Origin of the sequence: Mesorhizobium sp. M0140, assembly GCF_040322475.1 — a bacterium.
In the GTDB taxonomy this organism is placed as follows: domain Bacteria; phylum Pseudomonadota; class Alphaproteobacteria; order Rhizobiales; family Rhizobiaceae; genus Mesorhizobium.
The window spans coordinates 18,400-42,733 of record NZ_JAMYTM010000014.1 but is presented as its reverse complement, the minus strand read 5'-3'; the positions used below and the strand labels follow the sequence as shown (position 1 = coordinate 42,733).

Here is a 24,334-nt window from a genome sequence, read left to right as displayed (position 1 = left end):
TCGACCGGAAACCCGGTTCGAGAGCAATAGCGGTCCGCGCTCAGGCGCGGGCCGCGATTGCGTTTTCGGAGAACAGGAACATTCATGAACCAGCATATCACGGCATCCGGAGAAACCGCCGATCCGACGCATGCCCGGCCCGACGCGTCTCAGGACGTCGTGCGCCTCGTCGACCTGAAGCGCCGCTTCGGTGTGACAGCGGCGCTCGACGGCATCTCGCTGACCGTGCGCAAGGGCGAGATCCTCGGTATCATCGGTCGCAGCGGCGCCGGCAAATCGACGTTGATCCGCTGCCTGAACGGGTTGGAACGGCCTGACTCCGGCGAGGTGTTCATCGAGGGCCGCGAGATCAGCCGGCTAGGCGAGCGCGACCTGCAGCCGTTGCGGCGACGCATCGGCATGATCTTCCAGCATTTCAACCTGCTGTCGGCCAAGACCGTCGAGGACAATGTGGCGCTACCGCTCAAGATCGAGGGGCGCCCGAAAGCCGAGAGGCTGAAGCGCGCCGCCGAACTGCTCGATCTCGTCGGCCTGTCGGAGAAAGCAAAAGCCTATCCGGCGTCGCTGTCGGGTGGCCAGAAGCAGCGCGTCGGCATCGCCAGGGCGCTGGCAGCACGGCCGGCGCTGCTTTTGTCGGATGAAGCCACTTCGGCGCTCGATCCGGAGACGACGCGCTCGATCCTTGCGCTGCTCAGGGATATCAACCGGCAGCTCGGCCTGACCATCCTGCTGATCACCCATGAGATGGAGGTGATCCGCTCGATCGCCGACCGCGTGACGGTGATCGATGCCGGGCGCATCGTCGAGCAAGGCCCGGTCTGGTCGGTATTCGCCGACCCGCGCTCGGACATCACCAGGAGCCTGCTCGGCGCCATCCGGCCGCAGCTGCCAGCCGAACTGGCGGCCCGGCTGCTGCCGGCGGCCGGCGCGGAGACGATCCTGCGCGTGGATGTGGCCGGCGAAGCGGCAAGCGGGCCATTGCTGTCCGACCTTGCCACGGCTGTTCCAGGCACCTTCCGCCTCGTCCATGGCGGCATCGACCATATCCAGCAGCAGCCGGTCGGCACGCTGTTCCTTTCGGTTCCCGGCAGCGATGCAAATCATCTCGCTGACATCATCACATTCCTGAAGGCCCGCCAGGCGCGGGTGGAGGTGCTTGGCCATGTCGCCGATCCTGTTTGAACTTCTGCTGCGTTCGATCTGGGAGACGGTGCTGATGACGGCCGCCTCCGGCCTCATCTCGCTGGTCTTCGGCCTGCCGCTCGGCCTGGCCTTGATCGCCACCGAACGCGGCGGGATTGCCGAAAGCCTGTGGGTGAACCGGTCGCTTGGCGCCGTCATCAACGGCTTCCGTTCGGTGCCCTTCATCATTCTTCTGGTCGCGCTCATCCCGGTGACGCGGCTGATCGTCGGCACCTCGATCGGCACATGGGCGGCCATCGTGCCGCTGTCGATCGCCGCCACGCCCTACTATGCGCGCATCGCCGAAGTGTCGCTGCGCGAAGTCGATCGCGGGCTGATCGAGGCGGCGCGCGCCATGGGCGGCAACCGCTGGACGATCATCCGCGAGGTGCTGGTGCCGGAAGCCCTGCCCGGCATTGTCGCCGGCTTCACGGTGACCCTGGTGACGCTGATCGGTGCCTCGGCCATGGCCGGCGCCATCGGTGCCGGCGGCCTCGGCGACCTCGCCATCCGCTACGGCTATCAACGATTTGAGACGTCCATCATGATCGCCGTGGTCATCGTGCTGATCATCCTGGTCTGCGGCATCCAGTGGGCGGGGGACCGGCTGGTGGCGAGGCTGGATCGGCGGGGGTGAAAGACTGGCTGGTGGCACGGCCGCGTACGGGATAGGCGGAGGCATCCCCGCCACCAAACCGTCTGACACCCGGCTTCACCCGCCAAAGCTGCCAAGCCGCGTCGGCTGCGTGTAGTTGCGGTCGACATAGAGCAGGGCCGAACCGCCGCTGCCGTGCCGGACATCGATGACGCGGCCGATCATGACATTGTGCGTGCCGACGATATGCACAGTCTCGATCTCGCAATCGAAATTGACGATCGCATCCGACAGCGCCGGCGTACCGGAGGTCAGCGTCTGCCAGCGTGCGGCGGAGTAGCGCGCTTCCATGTCCCTGGTCGCGCCGGCGAACTTTCCCGCCAGATGCATTTGGTCATGCGTCAGCACGTTGACGCAGAAGCGCTGGTTGGACAGGAACATGGCGGCCTGCGTCGAGCGCCCGTTCATGCACACCAGCAGCGTCGGCGGCTCGTCGGAGACGCTGCACATGGCGGTGGCGGTGAAGCCGCCGCGCCCTGCCGGGCCATCGGTGGTGACGATGTTGACCGGCGCGCAGACCCTCGCCATGGCGTCGCGGAAATCGGTTTTCGAAATCTGCGTGGCCATCTGGTTTCACTCGGCCGTTGAGACAAGCGGATTGAACCAGGTATCGCCCGTCCAGCCATTCTCGTCATAGTCGGCCATGCAGGTGTCGACGAGCTCTTCCATCGCCTTCAGCCGCCCGCCGCGTTCAGCTCCTTTCAGCACCTGCAGCCGCACCTCTTCCGGCGCGCCGGCATAGTTGAGCTCGTAGAGCGCGTGACGGCCGCCGAACTCGGTGCCGGTCGCGTCCCACAAAAGCTTCATGATCTTGATGCGCTCGATGTGGCCCATGTCGTTGGAGCCGCGCACATATTGCGCCAGATACTTGTCGATCTCGGGGTTGTTGAAGTCGCGCACCGACGACGGCAGGTAGATCAGCCCGGACGCGATCACCCGGCGCACGGTGTCGATGACGCGCGGATAGGCTTCCGACATGAAGGTGCGGTAGGCGAGCGCGGCTTCCAGATTGGGCAGCACCGCACCATTCGCCCACGGGATCGGGTTGTAGGCCATGGCGTTGGAAAAGCTCCAGAACATGTGCCGCAGTGCAATGACCTCGCCCAGTGCCGCCTGGTTGCCGCGGAAAGCATCGCCGCCCGTGGCGCGCAGCGCCTTGGCCAGCAGGCCGGCGAGGAAATCGAGCTTGACGGCGAAACGCGTGCAGCCCTGGAAGCAGTAGCCATGCATGAAGCCGGACGCCGGGTGGAAGGACAGGATCTTCTGCGCATCGCGCAGCACCAGCACGTCCTCCCAGGGGATGAAGACATTGTCGAGCACCAGGATCGCGTCGTTCTCGTCGAAGCGTGACGACAGCGGATAGTCGAACGGCGCCGCCACCGTGTTGGCCGTCTGCTCGTAGGAGACGCGGCAGAACATCTTTATCCCCGGCGCATTCATCGGCACGATGAACATCACCGACAGCGACGGATCCTCGGTGACCGTCGCCGATCCCTGCGCCAGGAAGTTATAGTGCGTCAGCGCCGAGGACGTCGCCACCACCTTGGCGCCGGAGACGTAGATGCCGGCATCCGTCTCCTTGGTGATGTGGACGAAGACGTCCTTCACCTGTTCGGCCGGCTTGTGGCGGTCAATCGGCGGGTTGACGATGGCATGGTTCATGAACAGCACGGCTTCCTGGGCACGCCTGTGCCAGGACAGGGCATTGTCCCTGAACGGCCCGTACCAGTCTGCGTTGGCGCCGAGCGTATTCATCAGCGCCGCCTTGTAGTCGGGCGTGCGCCCCATCCAGCCATAGGACATGCGTGACCACTCGGCGATCGCCGTCTGCTGGGCGGCGAGTTCGCCAGAGGATTTGGCGACGCGGAAATATTTGTGGGTGTAGCCGCCCGAGCCGGTGTCGGTCGGCGAAGTCAGCGTGTCCCGTCGCAGGGGATCATGCAGCGCATCGTAGAGGCGCGCCAGCGACCGCGCCGAATTGCGCATCGACGGGTGCGTGGTGACATCGGCAATGCGTTCGCCATTGATATAGACCTCGCGGCCGTCGCGCAGGCTCTCCAGATACTCGGCCCCGGTGAACGGCCGTGCCTTGTCGACGCGGAAGTCTTCTGATCGCATGATGGTCCTCCTCTTGAGTCGCAACACTAGCGCCTTGGGCATGCATTGGTTATGGACGGAACGGCAAAACCGATTGGACTTTTTCAGGCGCCATGAGCCAGAATTCCATCCCCGACTTCTTCGTCTATGGCGAGCCTGTGCGGCCGCTCGATGTCGGTTTCCTGCATGTCGAGACGGTGCTTGCGCGCAGCAATATCCATCTTGGTCAGGTTGCGGCGCACAAGCATCCGCAGATGGGCCAGATCACCTACTGGACCAGCGGCTCCGGCACCTACCGTATCGAAGACCGGTCCTGGGACTTTTCGGCGCCTGCCGTCAGCTTCGTGCCGAGCGCTGTCGTGCATGGCTTCTCGATCGGACCCGGCACCGATGCCATCGTCGTCTCGGTCGCCGACGGCGCGCTCGCGGCCATCGCCGCTCACAGCCTGCTGCCGCTGGACAGGCCGGTCTTTGCCGACGGTCTGCCACGACACGCAGCGTGGGCGAGACTGGCGGCGGTGCTGGAGATGATCGCCGCCGAATATGCCGAGGCGCAAGCCGGCAATGACAGGGTCCTGCCGGCGCTGATCGCCGTCGCACTCTCCCAAATTGCGCGCCTCAGCCCCGGCGTGACCGCCTCCGCCGCCTCTTCCGATGCTTCGCTGGCGCGGGGCCTGCGTCGGCTCGCCGACACGCATTTCCGCGACAACTGGCCGGTCGATCGCTACGTCGAGGCGCTGGCCACCACGCCGCATCTTCTCGACAAGGCTGCCCATGCGGTTCTGGGCGCCGGCGTCAAGCGGGTCGTCAGCGAAAGGCGGCTGCTGGAGGCCAAGCGCCTGCTGCTGTTCACCGTACGCACGGTGGAGGACATCGCCTACGAGATCGGCTTCGACGACCCGGCGTATTTTTCACGGTTCTTTCGCGCGCGAGTCGGCGAAGCGCCCGCCGCCTGGCGCCGGAAGCACTTGCAGGGCCATTGATCCTGCGTGAAATGCAGACCCCGTGACGCGCAATCCTCGATGTTGCAGCCACAGCCACTTTTTCGTGAAGCTGAACGGGTTGATCCCTTCGCCTGCCTGCCTAGGTAGAAAGGAGCGGCGGGTGCCACGCAAATCTGACATCGGACCAATCTGACGGTCGGCATGATATTTTCCTGCATTCAAAAGCTTGCCCTTCCTATTCTCTTCGTTGGCATCCAGTCTTCCTGCGTCGTTCCCGACGATACGTCGCGCGTGGCCAAGGTTGACCCCACCGCGGCGGCGGCTCGCAAGGAGATGGTCGGCCTCAGCGAAGCCGACGTCCGCATGTGCGCGGGGTTTCCGACCGCCACCGCGGACGCCGGCCGATCGGGCCAGATCTGGTCCTATAAGCGCGTCGTTCAGCGCGGCAATCTCAGCATCGTCGTCCCAACCATGGCATTGGGCGCGATCCCGGCGGTCGGTGGCTCCGTCAATGTCGCTCCCGGCGGTTATTGCGATACGCAAATTCGCATGGTCGACGGTCGCGTCGCCGAAGTTGCCTACGCCGGCGACAACAATATGCCGAACAGGCGCGACGCGCTTTGTGTCAGCACGGTGGACGCCTGCGTGACCTATGCGCGTCAACACGGTCAGAGGCCAGTGGCAGCGAAACGGCGATGACGGTCACGCAAATATCGTTGAGGGCTTGACTGACCCGCCGGACAGAATACGCTAGCGCAAAATACCGGCTCTGATCGCCGGGCGGCAAGAATGCCTCGTATGCCTCGCCCTCCCGGCGCTGGCTGCGAGGCATTGTCATTTTGGGGATCTGTTTGAAACGGCGTATCGAGATCGGCATCCTATATTCCCGCTCGGGGAGCTATCAGCTCGTCTCCGATGCGTGCCGCATCGGCGCCATGCGCGCCATCGCCGACATCAACGCCGATCGCAGCTCAGGTATCGAACTGGTGCCGGTCGAGCGCGATCCGCAAAGCAATGCCGACCGCTACGCAACGCTGTGCGAGGATATTTTCAGGACCAGCAGCGCGCGCCATGTCGTCGGGTGCGTCACCTCGTGGAGCCGCAAGGAAACCATTCCGGTGCTCGAGAAGGCGGGCGGCATGCTGTGGTACGCCTGCCCCTATGAGGGCTTCGAGGCCAACGAGCACGTCGTCTACATGCACGCCTGCCCCAACCAGCATCTGGTGCCGTTGATGGCGCATGTCGTGCCGCGTTTCGGCGCCAACGGTTTCCTGCTTGGCTCGAACTATATCTGGGGCTGGGAGATGAACCGCGTCGCCCGCGACCTGATCGCCGATGCCGGCGGCAAGGTTCTGGGCGAACGCTATCTGCGCATCGGCGAGACCGACGTGTCGCGTCTGATCGCGGAAATCCGCGCCACGCGGCCGAACTTCATCCTCAACAACCTGATCGGCACCTCGTCCTACGCCTTCCTCGCGGCCTATCGCGACCTAGGTCACGAGGATGCCGCCTTCAGTCCCGAGACTTGTCCCGTCATCTCCTGCAACCTCACCGAAGGTGAGCTGCCGGCGATCGGTGAATCCGGCAAGGGACATCTATCGGTCGGGCCGTACTTCGCGCCGCGGCCGGCCGCCTTCGCCTCGTCTTTCGAGGCCTCCGCCTATGCCTCCGTGCAGGTGATGGCCGACGTGCTCTCCAGCAATCCCGAAGCCGGTCCGGCGGAATTTTCCAGAGCCTTCGCAGAACGCCGCTTCTCCACCCGGCTCGGGCCGATCGCCATCGACGCGCACTCGCAGCACGCCACATTGCCGGTGATCATCGGGCGGATCGCGGACGGCTTCTTCGAGGTCGTCAGCCGCGAAGACGAAGTCGCGCCGGATCCCTATCTGTCGCGCTACGACCCGGCAAAAACATTCGGCCGCCCACGCCTGAGGGTGGTGTCGTGACGAGAGCCCCACGCATCCCCAATCTCGGCGGCGCCAAGGCGTTTATCCTGCATCGCCCGCATCCGACGGTGCAGGCGATCACCAGGCAATTGTCGGCCATCGGCCTGATCACGCTGGACTGCTGGCCGGAACTGCCGCCCGAGGCGCTGGCGGCCGATTTCGTGTTCTTCGACGCCGATCTCGGTTTCGACGAGCAGTTCCCCTGGAAGCCGGGCGAGGCGCCGATGCCGCTGGTGGCGCTGATCGGCTCCGAGGCGCCGGGCCGCATCGAATGGGCGCTGTCGCACAAGGCCGATGCCCAGCTCCTGAAGCCGGTCGGCAATGCCGGCGTCTACAGCGCGCTGCTGATCGCGCGCCAGAGTTTCGAGGCGCGAAAACACCTGGCCAGTGAGATTGCCTCGCTTCGCCAGCGCGTCGCCGAGCGCCAGACCATCGTGCGCGCGGTCACCGCACTGGCGAAAGGCACCGATGACGGCCGCGCCTATGCGCAGCTTCGCTCGCTGGCTATGAGCTGGCAGATCAGCGTCGAGGATGCCGCGCGGCGGATCGTGGCAATGACAAGTGAAGAAGCAACAGGGGAAGAAGGCGGCGATGACCAGTCCCATCGCGCCTGATCTCACCGCGCCAGGGCGCATGCCGGTCAAACCACGCGCCGGCGTCTGGCGCCGGCTGGTCAGGCGCCGTCTCGCACTGCTTGGGCTGATGATCGTCGCCATTGTCGTTGCCGGCGCCGTGCTGGCGCCATGGCTGACTGGCTATGATCCCAACGAGCAGATGTTCGACGGCCTGACCATCGAGGGCTCGCCCTTGCCGCCGGATGCAAAATTCTGGCTGGGCACCGACCTGCTCGGCCGTGACCTGTTGACCCGCATCCTCTACGGCGCCCGCACCTCGCTGATCATCGGCATCGTCGCCAATGGCGTGGCGCTGTTCATCGGCACGCTGGTCGGTGTTGTCGCCGGCTATTTCCGTGGCTGGATCGGCAGCGCGCTGATGCGCTTCACGGATTTGATGATGGCGTTTCCGGCACTGCTGCTCGCCATTTGCCTGGCGGCGGTGTTCGAGCCCAGCCTGTGGATCGTCGCCATGGTCATCGCGCTGGTCAACTGGGTGCAGACCGCCCGCGTCATCTACACCGAAACCTCTTCGCTGGCCGAGCGCGAATTCATCGACGCCGAACGCACCATAGGGGCGAGTGCACCGCGCATCCTGTTTCGCCATATCCTGCCGCATCTGCTGCCGACCATCATCGTCTGGGGCACGCTCGGCATCTCGACCACGGTGCTGCTCGAGGCGACACTCTCCTTCCTCGGCATCGGCGTGCAGCCGCCGACGGCGTCGTGGGGCAACATCATCTTCGAGAACCAGACCTATTTCCAGGCCGCACCCTGGCTGGTGTTCTTCCCCGGTGCCGCGATCCTGGCGCTGGCGCTGGCCTTCAACCTGATCGGCGACGCACTGCGCGACATCCTCGATCCGACGCAGAGGGGCCGGGCATGATCGCCTATCTCGGCCGCCGCCTGATCCAGTCGCTGCTGATCCTGCTCGGCGTCTCGCTGATCACTTTCGCGCTGCTCTATCTCCTGCCCGCCGATCCGGTGCGCCAGATCGCCGGTCGCAGCGCCACGCCGCAGACGGTCGAGAACATCCGCCAGCAGCTCGGCCTCGACCAGCCCTTCATCGTCCAGTACTGGCGCTATCTCACGAAGCTCATCAGCGGCGATCTCGGCCGCTCCTACATCCAGCGCTCCGAAGTCACCGAGCTGATCGTCTCACGGCTGCCGGCCAGCTTGTTGCTGATGGTCGGCGCCATCCTGTGCGAGCTGCTGCTCGGCCTGAGCATGGGCCTGATCGCTGCCGTCAAGCGCGGTACCGCCACCGACCAGACGCTGATGGTCGCCTCCTTCGTCGGCGTTTCGGCGCCGCAATTCGTCGTCGGCCTGCTGCTGCTCTACGTCTTTGCCGTGCGGCTCAGCTGGTTCCCGATCGGCGGCTATGGCACCTGGCGTCATCTCGTGCTGCCGTCGCTGACCATGGGCATACTCGGCGCCGGCTGGTACGCCCGCATGATGCGCTCGTCGATGATCGATGTTCTGCGCCAGGATTATGTCCGCACCGCCCGCGCCAAGGGCCTGGCGCGGCGAGCCATCCTGTTCCGCCATGCACTGCCCAACGCCATCCTGCCGGTCATCGCCATGATCGGCATCGACATCGGCATCTTCATGGGTGGCATTGTCGTCGTCGAAAGCGTGTTCGGCTGGCCTGGCATTGGCCAGCTGGCGTGGCAGGCCATCCAGCGCGTGGACATCCCGATCATCATGGGCGTCACCCTGATCTCGGCCTTCGCCATCGTGCTCGGTAATCTGCTGGCCGACGTCATCGCGCCCTTCATCGACCCCCGCATCAAGCTCAGATGAAAATGAAAACCAGATAGAGAAAGGGAACATAAAAATGAAAAAGTTTCTCGCATCCACGGTAGCGGTATCGGCGCTGGCGCTGATGCTCGGCATGACAAGTGTTCGCGCCGAAGACGCCGTCGACCCGAACGCCAAGCAGGGCGGCGCCATCACCATCACCTACAAGGACGATGTCGCCACGCTCGATCCGGCGATCGGTTATGACTGGCAGAACTGGTCGATGATCAAGAGCCTGTTCGACGGGCTGATGGACTACGAGCCGGGCACCACCAATTTGAAACCCGACCTCGCCGAAAGCTACGAGATCTCGCCCGACGGCAAGACCTTCACCTTCAAGCTGCGCCATGGCGTGAAATTTCACAATGGCCGCGAAATGACCGCCGACGACGTGAAATATTCGCTCGACCGCGTCACCAATCCAAAGACCCAGAGCCCCGGCGCCGGCTTTTTCGGCTCGATCAAGGGCTATGACGATGTCGCCGCCGGCAAGGCCGAGAGCCTCTCCGGCGTCACCGTCGTCGACCCCTACACGGTCAAGTTCGAACTGACCCGCCCCGACGCAACCTTCCTGCATGTCATGGCCATCAACTTCTCGCATGTCGTGCCGAAGGAAGAGGTCGAGAAATACGGCGCCGATTTCGGCAAGCATCCGGTCGGCACCGGCGCCTTCAAGCTCGCCGAGTGGACACTCGGCCAGCGCATCGTCTTCGAGCGCAATGCGGACTATTGGCACAAGGGCCTGCCGCATCTGGACAAGATCACCTTCGAGATCGGCCAGGAGCCGATCGTTGCGCTGCTGCGCCTGCAGAAGGGCGAGATCGACGTGCCCGGCGACGGCATTCCGCCGGCAAAATTCCAGGAGGTGATGGCTGATCCCGAGCAGAAGGCGCGCGTCGTCGAAGGCGGCCAGCTGCACACCGGCTATGTCACCATGAACACCACCATGGCGCCGTTCGATAATGTGAAGGTGCGCCAGGCGGTCAACATGGCGATCAACAAGGCGCGCGTGATCCAGATCATCAACGGCCGCGCCGTGCCGGCCAATCAGCCGCTGCCGCCGTCGATGCCGGGCTACGACAAGGAATACAAGGGCTATCCCTATGACGTCGCCAAGGCCAAGGCCCTGCTTGCCGAGGCCGGCCATCCCGATGGTTTCGAGACGCAATTGTTCGCCATGAACACCGATCCCAACCCGCGCATCGCCCAGGCGATCCAGCAGGACCTGGCGGCCATCGGCATCAAGGCCAGCATCCAGTCGCTCGCCCAGGCAAACGTCATTGCCGCCGGCGGCGACAAGGCCGGCGCACCGATGATCTGGTCCGGCGGCATGGCCTGGATCGCCGATTTCCCCGATCCGTCGAACTTCTACGGCCCGATCCTCGGCTGCGCCGGTGCGGTGCCGGGCGGCTGGAACTGGTCGTGGTATTGCAACAAGGATCTCGACGCCAAGGCGGCCGAGGCCGACTCGGTGGTCGATCCCGCCAAGGCTGGCGAACGCGACAAGATGTGGAGCGCCATCTACGACAAGGTGATGGAGGACGCGCCTTGGGCGCCGGTCTTCAACGAGCAGCGCTTCACCATGAAATCGGCGCGCATGGGCGGCGCCGACAACCTCTATGTCGACCCGGTCCATATCCCGATCAACTACGACAATGTGTACGTAAAAGATGTGCAATAACTGCGACTACACCATCCACGGGCGCCAACATCATTTCGGCTGGGACAATTCGTTTGCCCCGGCCGAGCGGGTGGCGCCCGGCTCGACCATCGAGTTCCAGTGCCTCGATTCCTCCGGTGGCCAGTTGCAGGCCGACAGCACGGTCGCCGACGTCGCCAAGCTCGACTTCGCCACCGTCAATCCGGTGACCGGGCCGATCTTCGTCGAGGGCGCCGAGCCGGGTGACGCACTGAAGGTGACGATCGAGATGTTCAAACCGTCCGGCTTCGGCTGGACGGCCAACATTCCGGGCTTCGGGCTGCTCGCCGACGACTTCAAGGAGCCGGCGCTGAACATCTGGAAGTACGACGCTGCCTCGCTCGAGCCGGCGCTGTTCGGCAAAAATGCGAGGGTGCCGCTGAAACCCTTCGCCGGCACCATCGGCAACGCCCTGGCGGAAAAGGGTCACCACTCGGTGGTCCCGCCAAGACGCGTCGGCGGCAATCTCGACATCCGCGATCTCGCCGCCGGCACCACGCTGTACCTGCCGGTGGAAGTGGCGGGCGCGCTGTTTTCGGTCGGCGACACCCATGCCGCGCAAGGTGATGGCGAGGTCTGCGGCACGGCGATCGAAAGCCCGATGAACGTCGTGCTCAAGCTCGATCTGGTCAAGGACGCCAGGCTGAAGACGCCGCGCTTCACCACGCCAGGCCCGGTGACGCGCCATCTCGACGCCAAGGGCTATGAGGTGACGACGGGAGTTGGGCCGGACCTGATGACGGGTGCAAAGGAGGCGGTTGCCCAGATGGTCGACCTGCTTTCCACCCGCTACAGAATAGACCCCGTCGAGGCCTACATGCTGGCCTCGGTCTGCGGCGATCTCCGCATCAGCGAGATCGTCGACATGCCGAACTGGGTGGTGTCGTTCTACTTCCCGCGCTGCGTGTTTGAATGAGGTTGGGCCGGCGCTGCACCCCCCTCTGTCCTGCCGGACATCTCCCCCGCAAGGGGGGAGATCGGATGTCACGACGGGCTTCGCCACTTTTCAACGGTGACGAATGGACGCCGCGGCAAAGCCGCCAATCTCCCCCCTTGCGGGGGAGATGTCCGGCAGGACAGAGGGGGGTGTGCCGGAGTAAATCCCCCTCCGGGTCACACGCGCAATGATCGCCGCCAGCAAACCCATACTCGACATCGCCAACCTCTGCGTCAGCGTGCGCGGTGAGGACGGCGAGCGCGAGGTCGTCTCCGACCTGTCGCTGACTTTGGCGCGTGGCGAGACGCTCTGCATTGCCGGTGAATCCGGCTCCGGCAAATCGATGACCGCACTGGCGATCATGCAGCTTCTGCCGCAGCCTGCCGCCCGGATTTCATCCGGCAAAGTCCATCTGGGCGATACAGATCTGACGACTCTGGACGAGCGCCGGATGCGGCGCATCCGCGGCGACCGCATCGCCATGATCTTCCAGGAGCCGATGACCTCGCTCAACCCGGTGCTGTCGATCGGCCGGCAGCTCACCGAATCCATCGAGGCACACACCAGCCTGTCGCAGGGCGAAGTCCGCCAGCGCGCCATCGAGGCTCTGAAAGCGGTGCGCATTTCGGAAGCCGAAAGCCGGCTGAAGCAGTTTCCGCACGAACTGTCCGGCGGCATGCGCCAGCGGGTGATGATCGCCATGGCGCTGGCGCTCGAGCCGGACGTGCTGATCGCCGACGAGCCGACGACGGCACTTGACGTCACCGTGCAAGGCGAGGTGCTGGAGCTGCTGCGCGACCTGCAGCGCCAGCACGGCACCAGCGTCATCCTGATCACCCACGACATGGGCGTGGTCGCAGAGATGGCCGACCGCGTCATCATCATGCGGCATGGCCGCATGGTCGAAGAGGGGAAAACCGCCGACATTTTTTCCAGGCCACAAGCCGACTACACGCGCGAACTGCTTGCCGCCGTACCGCGCATCGGCAGCGGCGTCGGCCGACAGACATCCAGGGAGGCCGAGGCGACGACGGCATCGGCCAATGTCGCCGAGGTCAAGGACCTGCATGTCCGCTTCGACCTGCATGGCGGTTTCTTCGGTCGGGTCAACCGGCGCGTTCACGCCGTCGAAGGCGTTAGCTTTTCGATCGCGGCCAACGAGACGCTGGCGCTGGTCGGCGAATCCGGTTGCGGCAAGTCGACCACCGCCAAGGCGCTGGCCGGACTGGTGCCCTACAGCGGAGGCGTCGTCATCGGCGGCCGCAATTTGTCTGGCCTTGGCCGCGACGAGCGTAAGGCGGTGCGCCGCGACGTGCAGATGATTTTTCAGGATCCCTACGCCTCGCTCGACCCGCGCATGCGCGTCGGCGAACTCGTCGCCGAGCCGCTGCTGATCCATGGCATCGCCTCGAAGCAAGAGCGCAGCGACCGTGTGGCCGCGCTGTTCGAGCGCGTCGGCCTGTCGGCCGATCAGATGGAACTCTATCCGCATGAATTCTCCGGCGGCCAGCGCCAGCGCGTCTGTATTGCGCGTGCCCTTGCGCTGCGGCCGAAGCTGATCATCGCCGACGAAAGCGTCTCGGCGCTCGACGTCTCGGTGCAGGCGCGCGTGCTCGATCTGTTGAAGGAATTGCAGCGCGAATTCGGCGTCGCCTATCTCTTCATCTCGCATGACATGGCTGTGGTCGAGAACATCTCCGACCGCGTCGCCGTCATGTATCTCGGCCAGATCGTCGAGATGGGCACGCGCGACCAGGTCTTTTCCAACCCGCGTCATCCCTACACCAGGCGGCTGATCGAAGCCGTGCCCGTGCCCGATCCGGCTAAGCGGCGAAGCCGCTTCGCCCGCCTCGACCAGGAGATCCCGAGCGCCACCCGCAGGATCGGCGAGGCGCCGTTGAAACTGGCGCTGAGGGATGTCGGCAACGGCCACCTCGTCGCCGCCGAGGGCTGAGGCAAGTACCGCCGCGGGTCGCGGTTCACGTGTTTGTGTTTCTATCTCGGGCTCAACGCCGGCATTCTGTCCCCAAAGCGCATCGCTTCGAACACGAAATCCGGGACGGCCTCTTGCCCTCTGTCCCTATCTTCCTCATGTTCAATACCATTGCGATGATCGATCGTAGGAGGGTCGGTCGGATTCATCGCTATGGGAGGAAGTCAACCATGAAGGTAAGCCTTTTCGTTTCCGCGGCACTTCTCGCCGCATCCGCGATCCCCGCCTCGGCCGCCGACATTTCCGACGGCAAGGTCAAGATCGGCATCCTCAACGACCAGTCGGGCGTCTATGCCGATTTCGGCGGCAAGTGGTCGGTCGAGGCGGCCAAGATGGCGGTCGAGGATTTCGGCGGCAAGGTGCAGGGAGCGCCGATAGAAATCATCAGCGCCGACCACCAGAACAAACCGGATATCGCCTCCAACATCGCGCGGCAGTGGTACGACACCGAGCAGGTCGATGCCATCATGGAACTGACGACCTCTTCGGTGGCGCTCGCCGTCCAGGGGATTTCCAAGGAAAAGAAGAAGATCGACATCGTCACCGGCGCGGCGACCACGGAGCTGACCGGCAAACAATGCTCGCCTTACGGCTTTCACTGGGCCTATGACACACATTCGCAGGCGGTGGGAACCGGCGGCTCTCTCGTGCAGCAGGGCGGCGACAGCTGGTTCTTCGTCACCGTCGACTATGCATTCGGCTATTCGCTGAAGGATCAGACCACCAAGTTCGTCGAGAGCCATGGCGGCAAGGTGCTGGGCGAGGTGCGTTATCCCCTGGGATCGACCGATTATTCGTCCTTCCTGCTGCAGGCGCAATCGTCGGGCGCCAAGGTCATCGGCCTGGCCAATGCCGGCCTCGATACCTCCAACTCGATCAAGCAAGCGGCCGAATTCGGCATCGTGCAGGGCGGTCAGCGTCTTGCCGCACTCCTGTTCACGCTGGCCGAGGTGCATGGGCTTGGCCTTCAAGCGGCGCAGGGCGTTGTGCTGACCGAAGGCTATTATTGGGATCGCGACGACAAGAGCCGCGAATTCGGGCAGCGCTTTTTCAAGCGCACCAACCGCATGCCGAACATGATCCAGGCCTCGACCTATTCGGCGGTGACGCAGTACCTGAAAGCGATCGACAAGGCCGGCACGGACGAGACCGAAGCGGTCGCCAAGCAACTGCATTCGATGCCCGTGGACGACGCCGCGATAACCAACGGCAAAGTGCAGGCGGACGGCAACATGGTCCATGACATGTACCTCTATCAGGTCAAGTCGCCAGCCGAGAGCACCCAGGAGTGGGACTACTACAAATATCTCGCCACCATTCCTGGCAACGAGGCCTTCCTTAGCGAAAAGGAAAGCGGCTGTCCGACGGCCGGCCAGTGATCGGCGCGGCCGATGGCGCCGACTGACCTGAGCGCGAACGAGCCGCCTGTGGTGCTTTCCGCCCGCGGGTTGCGGCGCGACTTTGCCGGCTTCATCGCCGTCAAAAACGTCGATCTCGATGTCCGCCATGGCAACATCCATGCCCTGATCGGACCCAACGGCGCCGGCAAGACGACCGTCTTCAACCTGCTCACCAAGTTCCTGGCGCCGACCAGCGGCAGGATCGAGCTGCTCGGCCACGACATCACCCGCACCTCGCCGGCCAGGGTCGCGCGGATGGGCCTGGTGCGCTCGTTCCAGATATCGGCGATTTTTCCGCACCTCAGCGTGCTCGACAATGTGCGCGTCGCGCTGCAGCGGCCGGGCGGGCTCAGCGTTCAGTTCTGGCGCTCGCTGGCGGCGCTCGACCGGCTGACGCCGCGCGCCGAGGAATTGCTGCGCTCGGTCGGTCTCGACGACGCCAGGAACAGGCTCGCCGGCGACCTTTCCTATGGCAGGAAACGCGTGCTCGAGATCGCTACGACCCTGGCGCTCGATCCGAAAGTGCTGCTGCTGGACGAGCCGATGGCCGGCATGGGGCATGAGGACGTGGCCACGGTTTCCAGCCTCATCCGTTCGGTGGCCAGGGATCGCGCCGTGCTGATGGTCGAGCACAATCTGACCGTCGTGGCCGACCTTTGCGACTGGATAACGGTCATGCAGCGCGGCGAGGTGCTGGCCGCCGGCGACTACGCCACCGTCAGCCGCGACGAGCGCGTCAAGATCGCCTATATGGGCACCGCCGATGACTAGTGCCGCACCTCTGCTTGCAGTCAGCGGCCTCAACGCCTGGTATGGCGAGGGCCATGCGTTGCACGGCGTCGATCTGGAGGTGTTTGCCGGCGAGACGGTCACGCTGCTCGGCCGCAACGGCGTCGGCAAGACGACGACGCTGCGCGCCATCATGGGGCTGATCCGCAAGCGAACCGGCCGGATCGCTTTCGACGGCCAGGATCTGATGCGGCTGCCGCTGCACCGGACCGCGCATCAAGGCATCGGCTTCGTGCCGGAGGAGCGCGGTATCTTCGCGACGCTGACCGTCGACGAGAACCTGGTTCTGCCGCCGGTCGTCGCGCAGGGCGGCATGAGCGTCGAGGAGATTTTCGACCTGTTCCCCAATCTGAAGGAGCGGCGCAACAGTCCAGGCACGAGGCTGTCGGGCGGCGAACAGCAGATGCTGGCGATCGCGCGCATGTTGAGAACCGGTGTGAAAATGCTGCTTCTCGACGAGCCGACGGAGGGTTTGGCCCCCGTCATCGTGCAGCGCATTGGCGCGTTGCTGGCGACGTTGAAAAAGCGCGGCATGACGATCCTACTGGTGGAGCAGAACTTCCGCTTCGCCAGCCGTGTCGCCGATCGTTTCTATCTGATGGAGCACGGCAAGGTGGTGGCGGGGTTTCCGGTCGGCGAGCTGCCGGACCGCATGACGCAGCTCCACGAAGTCCTGGGTGTATGATGGCGCCATGACGATGATCTTCGGCATCCCCGTTCAGGCTTTCCTCGGCCAGTTGCTGGTCGGCCTGATCAACGGCTCGTTCTACGCCATGCTGAGCCTGGGCCTGGCTGTCATATTCGGCCTGCTGCGGGTCATCAATTTCGCCCATGGCGCCCAATATATGCTCGGCGCCTTCGTCGGTTATCTGCTTCTCACCTATCTCGGCATCGGCTACTGGCCCGCCTTGATCCTTGCGCCGCTGATCGTCGGTGCCTTCGGCATCGTGGTCGAGCGCCTTGCGCTGTCGAGACTGTACGATCTCGATCCGCTCTACGGCCTGCTCTTCACCTTCGGCCTCGCGCTCGTGCTCGAAGGCATCTTCCGCTACTATTACGGCGTCTCGGGAAACCCCTACGCCGTGCCGCCGCTGCTTTCGGGAGGCACCAATCTCGGCTTCATGTTCCTGCCCAACTATCGCGGCTGGGTCGTCGTCGCCTCGCTGATCGTCTGCTTCGGAACCTGGGCGCTGATCGAGAAGACCAGGCTCGGTTCCTACCTGCGCGCCGCGACGGAGAATCCCCGCCTCGTCCAGGCTTTCGGCGTCAACGTGCCCTTGCTGCTGACCCTGACCTACGGCCTCGGCTCCGCGCTGGCCGGGCTTGCCGGGATTCTGGCAGCGCCGATCTATCAGGTGAGCCCGCTTATGGGGTCGGATCTCATCATCGTCGTCTTCGCCGTCGTCGTGGTCGGCGGCATGGGATCGATCCTTGGCGCCATCGTCACCGGCTACATGCTTGGCCTTGCCGAAGGCCTGACCAAGGTCTTCTACCCCGAGGCCTCCAACCTCGTGGTCTTCGTCATCATGGCGATTGTGCTTCTGGTCCGGCCGGCCGGCCTGTTCGGAAGGGACGCCTGACATGTCGGAACTGACGCTTCGCGAGACATCGGCCAAAACCTCGGCACGGCTTGAATGGACGCTGGTCGGGCTCGGCATCCTGGCGCTGCTGGTGGCGCCTTTCCTGGTCTATCCGATCTTCCTGATGAAGATGCTGTGCTTCGCGCTGTTTGCCTGCGGGTTCAATCTTCTGCTTGGTTACACCGGGCTGCTGTCATTCGGCCACGCAACCTTCTTTGGCGGCGCCGCCTACTTCACCGCGCATGCCGTCAAGGTCTGGGGCTGGCCGCCGGAAGCCGGCATTCTGCTCGGCATGGCGGGTGCGGCCTTGCTCGGCCTCGTCATGGGCTTCTTCGCCATTCGCCGGCAAGGCATCTATTTCGCCATGATCACGCTGGCACTGTCGCAGATGTTCTTCTTCTTCTGCGTGCAAGCGCCGTTCACGCAAGGCGAGGACGGCATTCAGGGCATACCGCGCGGCATGCTGCTAGGCGTCCTCGACCTGAACGTCTCGCTGAACATGTATTATTTCGTGCTGGCGGTGTTCCTGATCGGCGTCTTCGCCATCTGGCGCATCGTCAATTCGCCATTCGGCATGATCCTGCGCTCGATCCGGGAAAACGAGAATCGCGCCATTTCGCTGGGCTATTCCGTCGCCAACTACAAGCTCGGCGCCTTCGTCATGTCGGCGGCGCTGGCCGGGCTGGCCGGCTCGCTCAAGGCGATCGTCTTCCAGTTCGCCACGCTCACCGACGTCACCTGGCAGATGTCGGGCGAGGTGATCCTGATGACGCTTCTCGGCGGCATCGGTACGATGGTCGGGCCGATCATCGGCGCCAGCCTTGTCATCGGCCTGGAAAACACGCTTGCCACTTCCGGCTTTCCGGTGACCATCGCCACCGGCCTGATCTTCATGGTGTGCGTGCTGATCTTCCGGCGCGGCATCGTCGGCGAATTTTACGCGCGGATTTTCGGGCGGGCGGGAAAGGACTGATCAGCTGCAGGTTGGTGGGACGCGGTTTGCGCGTGGTGACATGCGTCACCACAATGAGCACCTGTCCGGATTCTTCAGAAAACTATAGACCTCGATCAATCGAGGCGACTGCTTGCGACCTGGGGCAATCGCGACCCCATCGGAACGGGTGAGCACTGCTGTGGACAAATCGTGATGCGTGCATTCTTTCGATTGGTTGCGGTTATGACCGTGGTGTCCGGCGTGACCGGCTGCACCAGCATTTCCTACTACGCGCAATCCATGAAGGGTCATCTGCAGATCATGACCGCACGCCAGGATGTCGGAAAACTGATCGAGGATCCTTCGACGCCGAAGGCGTTGCGCGCCCGAATGGCATCGGCGAGCGCTATACGACAGTTCGCAACGGATGAACTGGCGCTGCCCGACAACAACAGCTACCGCAGCTATGTCGACATTGGTCGGGACTCGGTGACATGGGCTGTCTTCGCCGCGCCGGCATTTTCGCTGACGCCGCGAACATGGTGTTTTCCTGTTTTCGGCTGTGTTCCCTACCGGGGGTATTTCTCCAGGAAGTCCGCGACTGAAACCGCTGTCGAACTTCAAGAACAGGGCATGGACGTCTATGTGACGGGCATCACTGCATATTCCACGCTCGGCTGGTCAAGTGACCCGCTGCTAAGCACGATGTTCGGCGAGGATAAAACCTATCTTGCAGGGCTGATTTTCCATGAACTCGCCCACCAGCGCGTCTACGTGCACGACGATTCCGCATTCAACGAGGCGTTCGCTGTCGCCGTCGAAACAACCGGCGTGAGAAAATGGTTGCGCATGACTGGCGATACCGCCGCATTGCGCCGTTACGAAGCCGCCCGGAGACGCAAGGCTGAATTTCTTGCGCTGGTGTCGCGGACCCGGGACGAGTTGGCGCAAGTCTATTCCAACGCCGGCACCTCGGAGCAAAAACTGGCCGCAAAGACGGCCGCTATTGAACGGCTGCGGATGCGCTACCGGCACATGCGCGACAGACGCTGGGGCCGATACCGGGGATACGATGCCTGGTTCGCCTCCCCGATCAACAACGCGAAGCTCGCCGCGACGTCCGTTTATAGCGATCGGGTGACCGCGTTTCTGCGCCTGTTCGACTTGTGCTCGGGCGACTATGTCAGGTTCTATGCATCGGTCCGGCGGATTGGCGCACTGGACGAAGCTCACCGCGTCGAAGCACTTGCCGCGGCAGATCGCTGTTATTGAGTCAGCCCGTGAGGCGTCCACGAAACAACGTGCAGCCGTCCGTCAGGCGCGACCTGGAGATATCCCGGAATCCGGCCTCGGTCATCCACGCGCGATACTGACCCTCAGTGTACGATTCGCCGTGGCGATAGAGGTTCAGGAAGGTGAGATTGAGAAAGACACCCTCTGGCGGGCCGAGGCGGTCGTCATCGACGACACCCCACCCGGCAATTGCGATCTCGCCGCCATGTGTAAGGCAACGCGCCGCGTTCAGGATCGAACTGCGCGCCTGGTCCGGCGGAAGCACCTGGACGACGGCCTTCAGGATCGCCAGATCGTGCCGACCGACCGATGGCGCGACGGTTATGTCCCCCTCTTCGACAACCACGTCGTCGGCACCGTATTCCGACAGGATGGCTGGCGCGACCGCTGAGACCGTCGGCAGTTCCATCAGCGTCGCCGCAATGTGCGGCCACCGCTCGCGAAGCCCGACCAGTATGGTCCCGGCACCCCCGCCGATGTCGATCACCGAACCGACCGCCGAGAGGTCCATCTCCTGGGCCAGATGTCGGCCGAAAATCACCCCACCCGGTGCGAGCATGCGGCTGAAGGCCGCCGCGGCCTCAGGTCCCGCTTCGGAAAAGTCGTGCAGCGCAGCCGGCCGGTTCTGCCGCAGCGACTCGGCGGTTAGTAGGTCGGCTCCCCAGAGCTCGCGCAGGAGCGCATGATCGCCGCCGCGATAGCTTGGCTTGGACGCATCGAGGAAGGCCGACGCTTCGGCTCCGTTGCGAAATTCACCATCCTTGACTTCAAGGAGGCCGATGCTGGCGAGCGCGTAGAGGAGCCGCGACAGACGATCGGGTTCGACTTTGAGCGTGGCCCCGAGGCTGTCAGCAGTCAGCGCGCTTTCACCGAGCCGGGTGAAGATGCCAAGGTCCAATCCGGCGCGAAGCGCCAAGGCGGGGGGCACCGCTGCGATCAGCTTGTCGATCCGGTCAGAATCCACCATGTCACATCCCCTCCGCGATCCAGGATCGGCCTTGAAACAACTCCCATGGACTAGAACTTACAGTCCCGACGTCCGGATGGCGACGGACCGGCCGAGAACTCCCAGTGGTGCGGTTGGGAGCGCGCGCGGCTCTAGTCTGAGAACTTCACGCTCACGCCGCGCTGCCGAAAATAAGCCTGCATCAACTTGCGGCCCGAGCGGTTGTTCTGCGCCAGTTTGGTCGGATCGAACACCGCCTGTTTTATCCCCTCCCGCGTCAGCGCCGCCTTAAGCGTCGCGATATGTGCGTCGATGTCGGCATTGTCCGCCCGGAGCGAGGCATAGATGCTCTCGGTCGCCTCGGCCACGGTCAGTTCGCTCATTGGTGTCGTCCTTTGGTTGGTTGGGCGGCGCTTAGCACAGATTCGCGGTCCGCCGATACCGAGACCGTCAGTACACAGCGCCCGCCGCGAAAGCGAACCGTTCCTTATGAGGCTTCGTAAAGTTCCAGCGGCAATCCATCCGGATCTCTGAAAAAAGTAAACCGTTGGTCTGTGTATGGGTCGATCCGGATTGGCTCAAAGGCAACGCCTGCGGCTTCCAGGCGGATAATTACGGGCTCAAGATTAGCCACAGCAAATGCCAGATGTCTCAGGCCTGTAGCCTCTGGGTGGGATGGCCGCATCGCCGGTGCAGGGAAGGAGAACAATTCCAGTTGGGCCGACCCGATCCGCAGATCCGCCTTCCATGACTGCCGCTCCTCCCGATAGACCTCCCGGATCAGATCGAGGCCGAGGAGTTCGACGTAGAACCGTCGCGACCGGTCATAGTCGGTGCAGATGAGCGCGACGTGGTGAATGGCGTTCAGCATGCTGCTAACTCCAGTCAAGGGGATATGAGGCCAAGGTGCTTCAAGGCCTGGATCGTCGCGCGCCACGGCTCCGATTTGCCTTGTCCTTCCCACCTCACCCATAACACCCGCGTTCCACCGCCAGCCGCCGCACCAGCGCCAGCACGGCATCGATGGTCGGGGTCGGCTTGTCCGTTAGCCGGCCAAGTTCCTGCACCGCGCTCACCAGCGCGTCGATCTCCATCGGCCGGCCGCGCTCCAGGTCCTGCAGCATCGAGGTCTTGTGTTCGCCGACATCGCCGGCGCCCTTGATGCGCCGGTCGACCGCTATGGGAAAGCGCACGCCGAGGCTTTCGCCGATCGCCTGCGCTTCCAGCATCATGGTGCGAGCGAGCGTGCGGGTGCCTTCGTCGGCGACAATTGCGGCAAGCGTGCTGCCGGTCAGCGCCGAGATCGGGTTGAAGGACAGATTGCCCCACAGCTTTACCCATATCTCGCCGCGGATGTCGTCGCGCACCGGCACCTGCAGGCCGGCCTTGACCATTTCCTCGGCCAGAAGCGTAACCCGTTCGCTGCGCTCGCCGGAGGGTTCGCCGAGCGAGAAGCGTCTGCCCTCGACATGGCGGATGAGGCCCGGCGCATCGACCTCGACGGCCGGATAGACGACCGAGCCGATGACGTGGTCCGGTCCGATCCGCTGCCAGATCTTGCCGCCGGGATCGACCGCGTTCAGCCTGGTGCCTTCGCGCGGCCCGCCAACGCCGTGGAAGTACCACCACGGCACGCCGTTCTGCATGGTGACGACGGCGGTGTCTTGCCCGAGTAGCGGTGCGATCTGGTCAAGGGCCGAGGTGAGGGAATGGGCTTTTAGCGCCAGAACCACATAATCCTGGACGCCAAGTTCCTCGGCTTTCGCGGCGGCCCGGACGGGGACGGACGTCTCCTGGCCGTCCTCGATCAGGCGCAGGCCATTTGCCTTGATCGCTTCCAGATGCGCCCCGCGCGCGACGATCGAAAGATCGGTCCGCCCAGTCATGGCAAGCTTGGCAGCGAGATAGCCGCCGATCGCACCGGCGCCGAAGATGGTGATCTTCATCGTCAAAGCCCCAGTTTGGCAGCGAGGCCGATGCGCTGCAATTTGCCGGTCGCGCCCTTGGGGATCTCGTCCAGGATCAGGATCTTGCGCGGCACCTTGAAGTCGGCAAGCCGCGTCGCGGCATAGGTGCGAATGTCGCCCTCGGTGGCACTGATGCCTTCGCGCAGCACAACCGCCGCGGCCACCTCCTCGCCAAGCTTGTCATGCGGCATGGCGAAGGTGACGACCTGCGCCACCGCCGGATGGTCCATCAGCACATCGTCGACCTCGAGCGGCGAGATTTTTTCGCCGCCGCGGTTGATGATCTCCTTGAGCCGTCCGGTGACCCTGAGATAGCCGTCTTCGTCCAGCACGCCCTGGTCGCCGGTGTGGAACCAGCCATGCGCGAAGGCGGTGGCGTTGGCATCCGGGTTCTTCTCGTAGCCAACAGTCACATTGGGCCCGCGAATGACGATCTCGCCGGTCTCGCCGGCCTTGAGCAGTCGCCCGTCGGGCGCCATGACAGCCACGTCCGGACCGGCGGAGGCCCCGACGCTGCCCGGCTTGCGCTGGCCCGGCGGCAGCCGGTTCGACGCCATCTGGTGCGCGGCCTCGGTCATTCCGTAGGATTCGATCACCGGACAGCCGAAGGTCGCTTCCAGTTCAGCCATCACTTGCGCCGGCAGCGACGCCGAGGACGAACGGATGAAGCGCAGGCGCGTTGCCGCCAGCACCTCGGCATTGCGTGCCGCGCGAGGCAGGATCGCCTGATGCATGGTCGGCACCGCCGTGTACCAACTCGGTCGTGCCTCGCCCAGCCACTGGAAGAAGCGCAGCGCGTTGAAGCCCGGCGTGCAATAGATGCTGCCACCGGCAGCCAGTGACGACAGCACGGCCGCGATCAGGCCGTGAATGTGGAACAGCGGCATGATGTTGAGGCAGCGGTCATCGGCCGTCAGGCCAAGCGTGCCGCCGATATGGGCAGCCGAGGCTGCGATGTTGGCATGGCTGAGCGGCACCAGTTTTGGCCGCGACGTCGTGCCGGAGGTGTGCAGCAAAAGCGCGATGTCGCCGTCTTGCGCCATGTCGGGTGATGCCGGGGGCCCGATCGCCGCGCCCTCGATCGCAAAACTGCCGGCGGGTGTGGCGGGCTGCACGACAAGCCGCAGCACGCCGATGCCGAGGCGTTCGGCCACCGTCACCGCAGGGCCGGTCTCGCCCTCGGCGACAAGGATCGCCTTGGCGCCGATGTCGGTGAGGTAGAAATCGAGCTCGTCGGCCCGGTAGGCTGGATTGAGCGGTGCCGTCGAGGCGGCGGCCGCCACGGCGATAAAGGCGGTGGCCATCTCGGGCCCGTTCGGCAGCACGATCGCCACCCTGTCGCCCCGGCCGATGCCGCGCGCATGCAGCTGTTTTGCCGTGTCGGCGATCAGGCTGCGCAATCCGCCATGGCTGAGCGTCGCCCTGTCGGGCGCCAGGATGGCAGGTGCATCGTCCGCCCCCGCTGCGAGACGGCGGGAGAGATCTGCGTGGGTTTCAGTTTGGGTCATGATCACCGGCTGGATTTCGAACGGCTATTGGCGGCAGCCCCGCTGACGGG

The 24,334-nt window shown here is 64.2% G+C and carries 24 protein-coding genes; 17 read left to right on the top strand and 7 right to left on the bottom strand.

Annotation, left to right across the window (positions count from 1 at the left end):
- Positions 1-84 precede the first annotated feature (84 nt).
- Positions 85-1,182, top strand: a complete 1,098-nt coding sequence (locus NKJ37_RS16065) for a methionine ABC transporter ATP-binding protein (RefSeq protein ID WP_352673103.1) — start codon at positions 85-87, stop codon at positions 1,180-1,182.
- A complete protein-coding gene (locus NKJ37_RS16060; protein WP_023810829.1) occupies positions 1,163-1,819 on the top strand; it encodes a methionine ABC transporter permease in 657 nt (218 codons plus the stop codon). Before NKJ37_RS16065 ends, NKJ37_RS16060 begins: the two co-directional genes overlap by 20 nt.
- Positions 1,820-1,894: 75 nt before the next feature.
- Here NKJ37_RS16060 and NKJ37_RS16055 read toward each other — a convergent pair whose 3' ends face one another.
- Positions 1,895-2,404 carry a flavin reductase gene (locus NKJ37_RS16055; protein WP_352440629.1) on the bottom strand — a complete coding sequence of 170 codons (510 nt, stop codon included), beginning with the start codon at positions 2,402-2,404 and terminating at the stop codon, positions 1,895-1,897.
- Between the two features lie 6 nt (positions 2,405-2,410).
- Positions 2,411-3,955 (bottom strand): 4-hydroxyphenylacetate 3-hydroxylase N-terminal domain-containing protein, encoded by a 1,545-nt coding sequence (locus tag NKJ37_RS16050; protein ID WP_352440628.1) that lies wholly within the window; start codon positions 3,953-3,955, stop codon positions 2,411-2,413.
- 92 nt (positions 3,956-4,047) lie between these two features.
- Here NKJ37_RS16050 and NKJ37_RS16045 point away from each other — a divergent pair, with 92 nt between their 5' ends.
- The 15 genes from NKJ37_RS16045 (at position 4,048) to NKJ37_RS15975 (ending at position 19,842) form a co-directional block, all read left to right on the top strand.
- Positions 4,048-4,917, top strand: a complete 870-nt coding sequence (locus NKJ37_RS16045; protein ID WP_352440627.1) for a helix-turn-helix domain-containing protein — start codon at positions 4,048-4,050, stop codon at positions 4,915-4,917.
- Positions 4,918-5,169: 252 nt separating this feature from the next.
- Positions 5,170-5,577 carry a hypothetical protein gene (locus NKJ37_RS16040; RefSeq protein WP_245273201.1) on the top strand — a complete coding sequence of 136 codons (408 nt, stop codon included), beginning with the start codon at positions 5,170-5,172 and terminating at the stop codon, positions 5,575-5,577.
- Between the two features lie 152 nt (positions 5,578-5,729).
- Positions 5,730-6,824, top strand: a complete 1,095-nt coding sequence (locus NKJ37_RS16035; RefSeq protein WP_023810824.1) for a transporter substrate-binding protein — start codon at positions 5,730-5,732, stop codon at positions 6,822-6,824.
- Positions 6,821-7,438: an ANTAR domain-containing response regulator gene (locus NKJ37_RS16030; RefSeq protein ID WP_023810823.1), complete on the top strand. Its 618-nt coding sequence runs from the start codon at positions 6,821-6,823 to the stop codon at positions 7,436-7,438. Before NKJ37_RS16035 ends, NKJ37_RS16030 begins: the two co-directional genes overlap by 4 nt.
- 19 nt (positions 7,439-7,457) lie before the next feature.
- Positions 7,458-8,324 carry an ABC transporter permease gene (locus tag NKJ37_RS16025; protein WP_196815320.1) on the top strand — a complete coding sequence of 289 codons (867 nt, stop codon included), beginning with the start codon at positions 7,458-7,460 and terminating at the stop codon, positions 8,322-8,324.
- On the top strand, positions 8,321-9,241 hold the full coding sequence (locus NKJ37_RS16020; RefSeq protein ID WP_023810821.1) for an ABC transporter permease: 921 nt from the start codon (positions 8,321-8,323) through the stop codon (positions 9,239-9,241). Before NKJ37_RS16025 ends, NKJ37_RS16020 begins: the two co-directional genes overlap by 4 nt.
- An 82-nt stretch (positions 9,242-9,323) precedes the next feature.
- Entirely contained in the window at positions 9,324-10,919 is a 1,596-nt protein-coding gene (locus tag NKJ37_RS16015) for an ABC transporter substrate-binding protein (protein WP_502895179.1), read from the top strand.
- Complete coding sequence (locus NKJ37_RS16010; protein ID WP_023810819.1) at positions 10,909-11,853, top strand: acetamidase/formamidase family protein; 945 nt, start codon at positions 10,909-10,911, stop codon at positions 11,851-11,853. The genes NKJ37_RS16015 and NKJ37_RS16010 overlap by 11 nt, the downstream gene beginning before the upstream one ends.
- A gap of 208 nt (positions 11,854-12,061) precedes the next feature.
- Positions 12,062-13,828 (top strand): ABC transporter ATP-binding protein, encoded by a 1,767-nt coding sequence (locus NKJ37_RS16005; protein ID WP_023810818.1) that lies wholly within the window; start codon positions 12,062-12,064, stop codon positions 13,826-13,828.
- 209 nt (positions 13,829-14,037) lie between these two features.
- The gene (locus tag NKJ37_RS16000) at positions 14,038-15,246 is read left to right on the top strand and encodes an ABC transporter substrate-binding protein (RefSeq protein WP_128304150.1); all 1,209 of its coding nucleotides are present in this window, start codon (positions 14,038-14,040) and stop codon (positions 15,244-15,246) included.
- Between the two features lie 12 nt (positions 15,247-15,258).
- On the top strand, positions 15,259-16,038 hold the full coding sequence (locus tag NKJ37_RS15995; RefSeq protein ID WP_023810815.1) for an ABC transporter ATP-binding protein: 780 nt from the start codon (positions 15,259-15,261) through the stop codon (positions 16,036-16,038).
- Positions 16,031-16,741 carry an ABC transporter ATP-binding protein gene (locus NKJ37_RS15990; protein ID WP_023810814.1) on the top strand — a complete coding sequence of 237 codons (711 nt, stop codon included), beginning with the start codon at positions 16,031-16,033 and terminating at the stop codon, positions 16,739-16,741. The genes NKJ37_RS15995 and NKJ37_RS15990 overlap by 8 nt, the downstream gene beginning before the upstream one ends.
- Positions 16,742-16,748: 7 nt before the next feature.
- The gene (locus NKJ37_RS15985; protein WP_023810813.1) at positions 16,749-17,636 is read left to right on the top strand and encodes a branched-chain amino acid ABC transporter permease; all 888 of its coding nucleotides are present in this window, start codon (positions 16,749-16,751) and stop codon (positions 17,634-17,636) included.
- Between the two features lies 1 nt (position 17,637).
- On the top strand, positions 17,638-18,609 hold the full coding sequence (locus NKJ37_RS15980; RefSeq protein WP_023810812.1) for a branched-chain amino acid ABC transporter permease: 972 nt from the start codon (positions 17,638-17,640) through the stop codon (positions 18,607-18,609).
- Between the two features lie 174 nt (positions 18,610-18,783).
- Entirely contained in the window at positions 18,784-19,842 is a 1,059-nt protein-coding gene (locus NKJ37_RS15975) for an aminopeptidase (RefSeq protein WP_128304151.1), read from the top strand.
- Between the two features lies 1 nt (position 19,843).
- Here NKJ37_RS15975 and NKJ37_RS15970 read toward each other — a convergent pair whose 3' ends face one another.
- The 5 genes from NKJ37_RS15970 to NKJ37_RS15950 all read right to left on the bottom strand — a co-directional run bounded on the left by NKJ37_RS15970 (position 19,844) and on the right by NKJ37_RS15950 (position 24,284).
- Complete coding sequence (locus tag NKJ37_RS15970) at positions 19,844-20,830, bottom strand: methyltransferase (RefSeq protein ID WP_128304152.1); 987 nt, start codon at positions 20,828-20,830, stop codon at positions 19,844-19,846.
- A 131-nt stretch (positions 20,831-20,961) separates the two neighbouring features.
- Positions 20,962-21,192, bottom strand: a complete 231-nt coding sequence (locus NKJ37_RS15965; protein ID WP_023810809.1) for a hypothetical protein — start codon at positions 21,190-21,192, stop codon at positions 20,962-20,964.
- Between the two features lie 104 nt (positions 21,193-21,296).
- Positions 21,297-21,680: an SMU1112c/YaeR family gloxylase I-like metalloprotein gene (gene gloA2, locus NKJ37_RS15960; RefSeq protein ID WP_352440625.1), complete on the bottom strand. Its 384-nt coding sequence runs from the start codon at positions 21,678-21,680 to the stop codon at positions 21,297-21,299.
- 94 nt (positions 21,681-21,774) lie between these two features.
- Positions 21,775-22,755, bottom strand: a complete 981-nt coding sequence (locus NKJ37_RS15955; RefSeq protein ID WP_352440624.1) for a 2-dehydropantoate 2-reductase — start codon at positions 22,753-22,755, stop codon at positions 21,775-21,777.
- 2 nt (positions 22,756-22,757) lie between these two features.
- A complete protein-coding gene (locus NKJ37_RS15950) occupies positions 22,758-24,284 on the bottom strand; it encodes an acyl--CoA ligase (RefSeq protein WP_352440623.1) in 1,527 nt (508 codons plus the stop codon).
- Positions 24,285-24,334 lie beyond the last annotated feature (50 nt).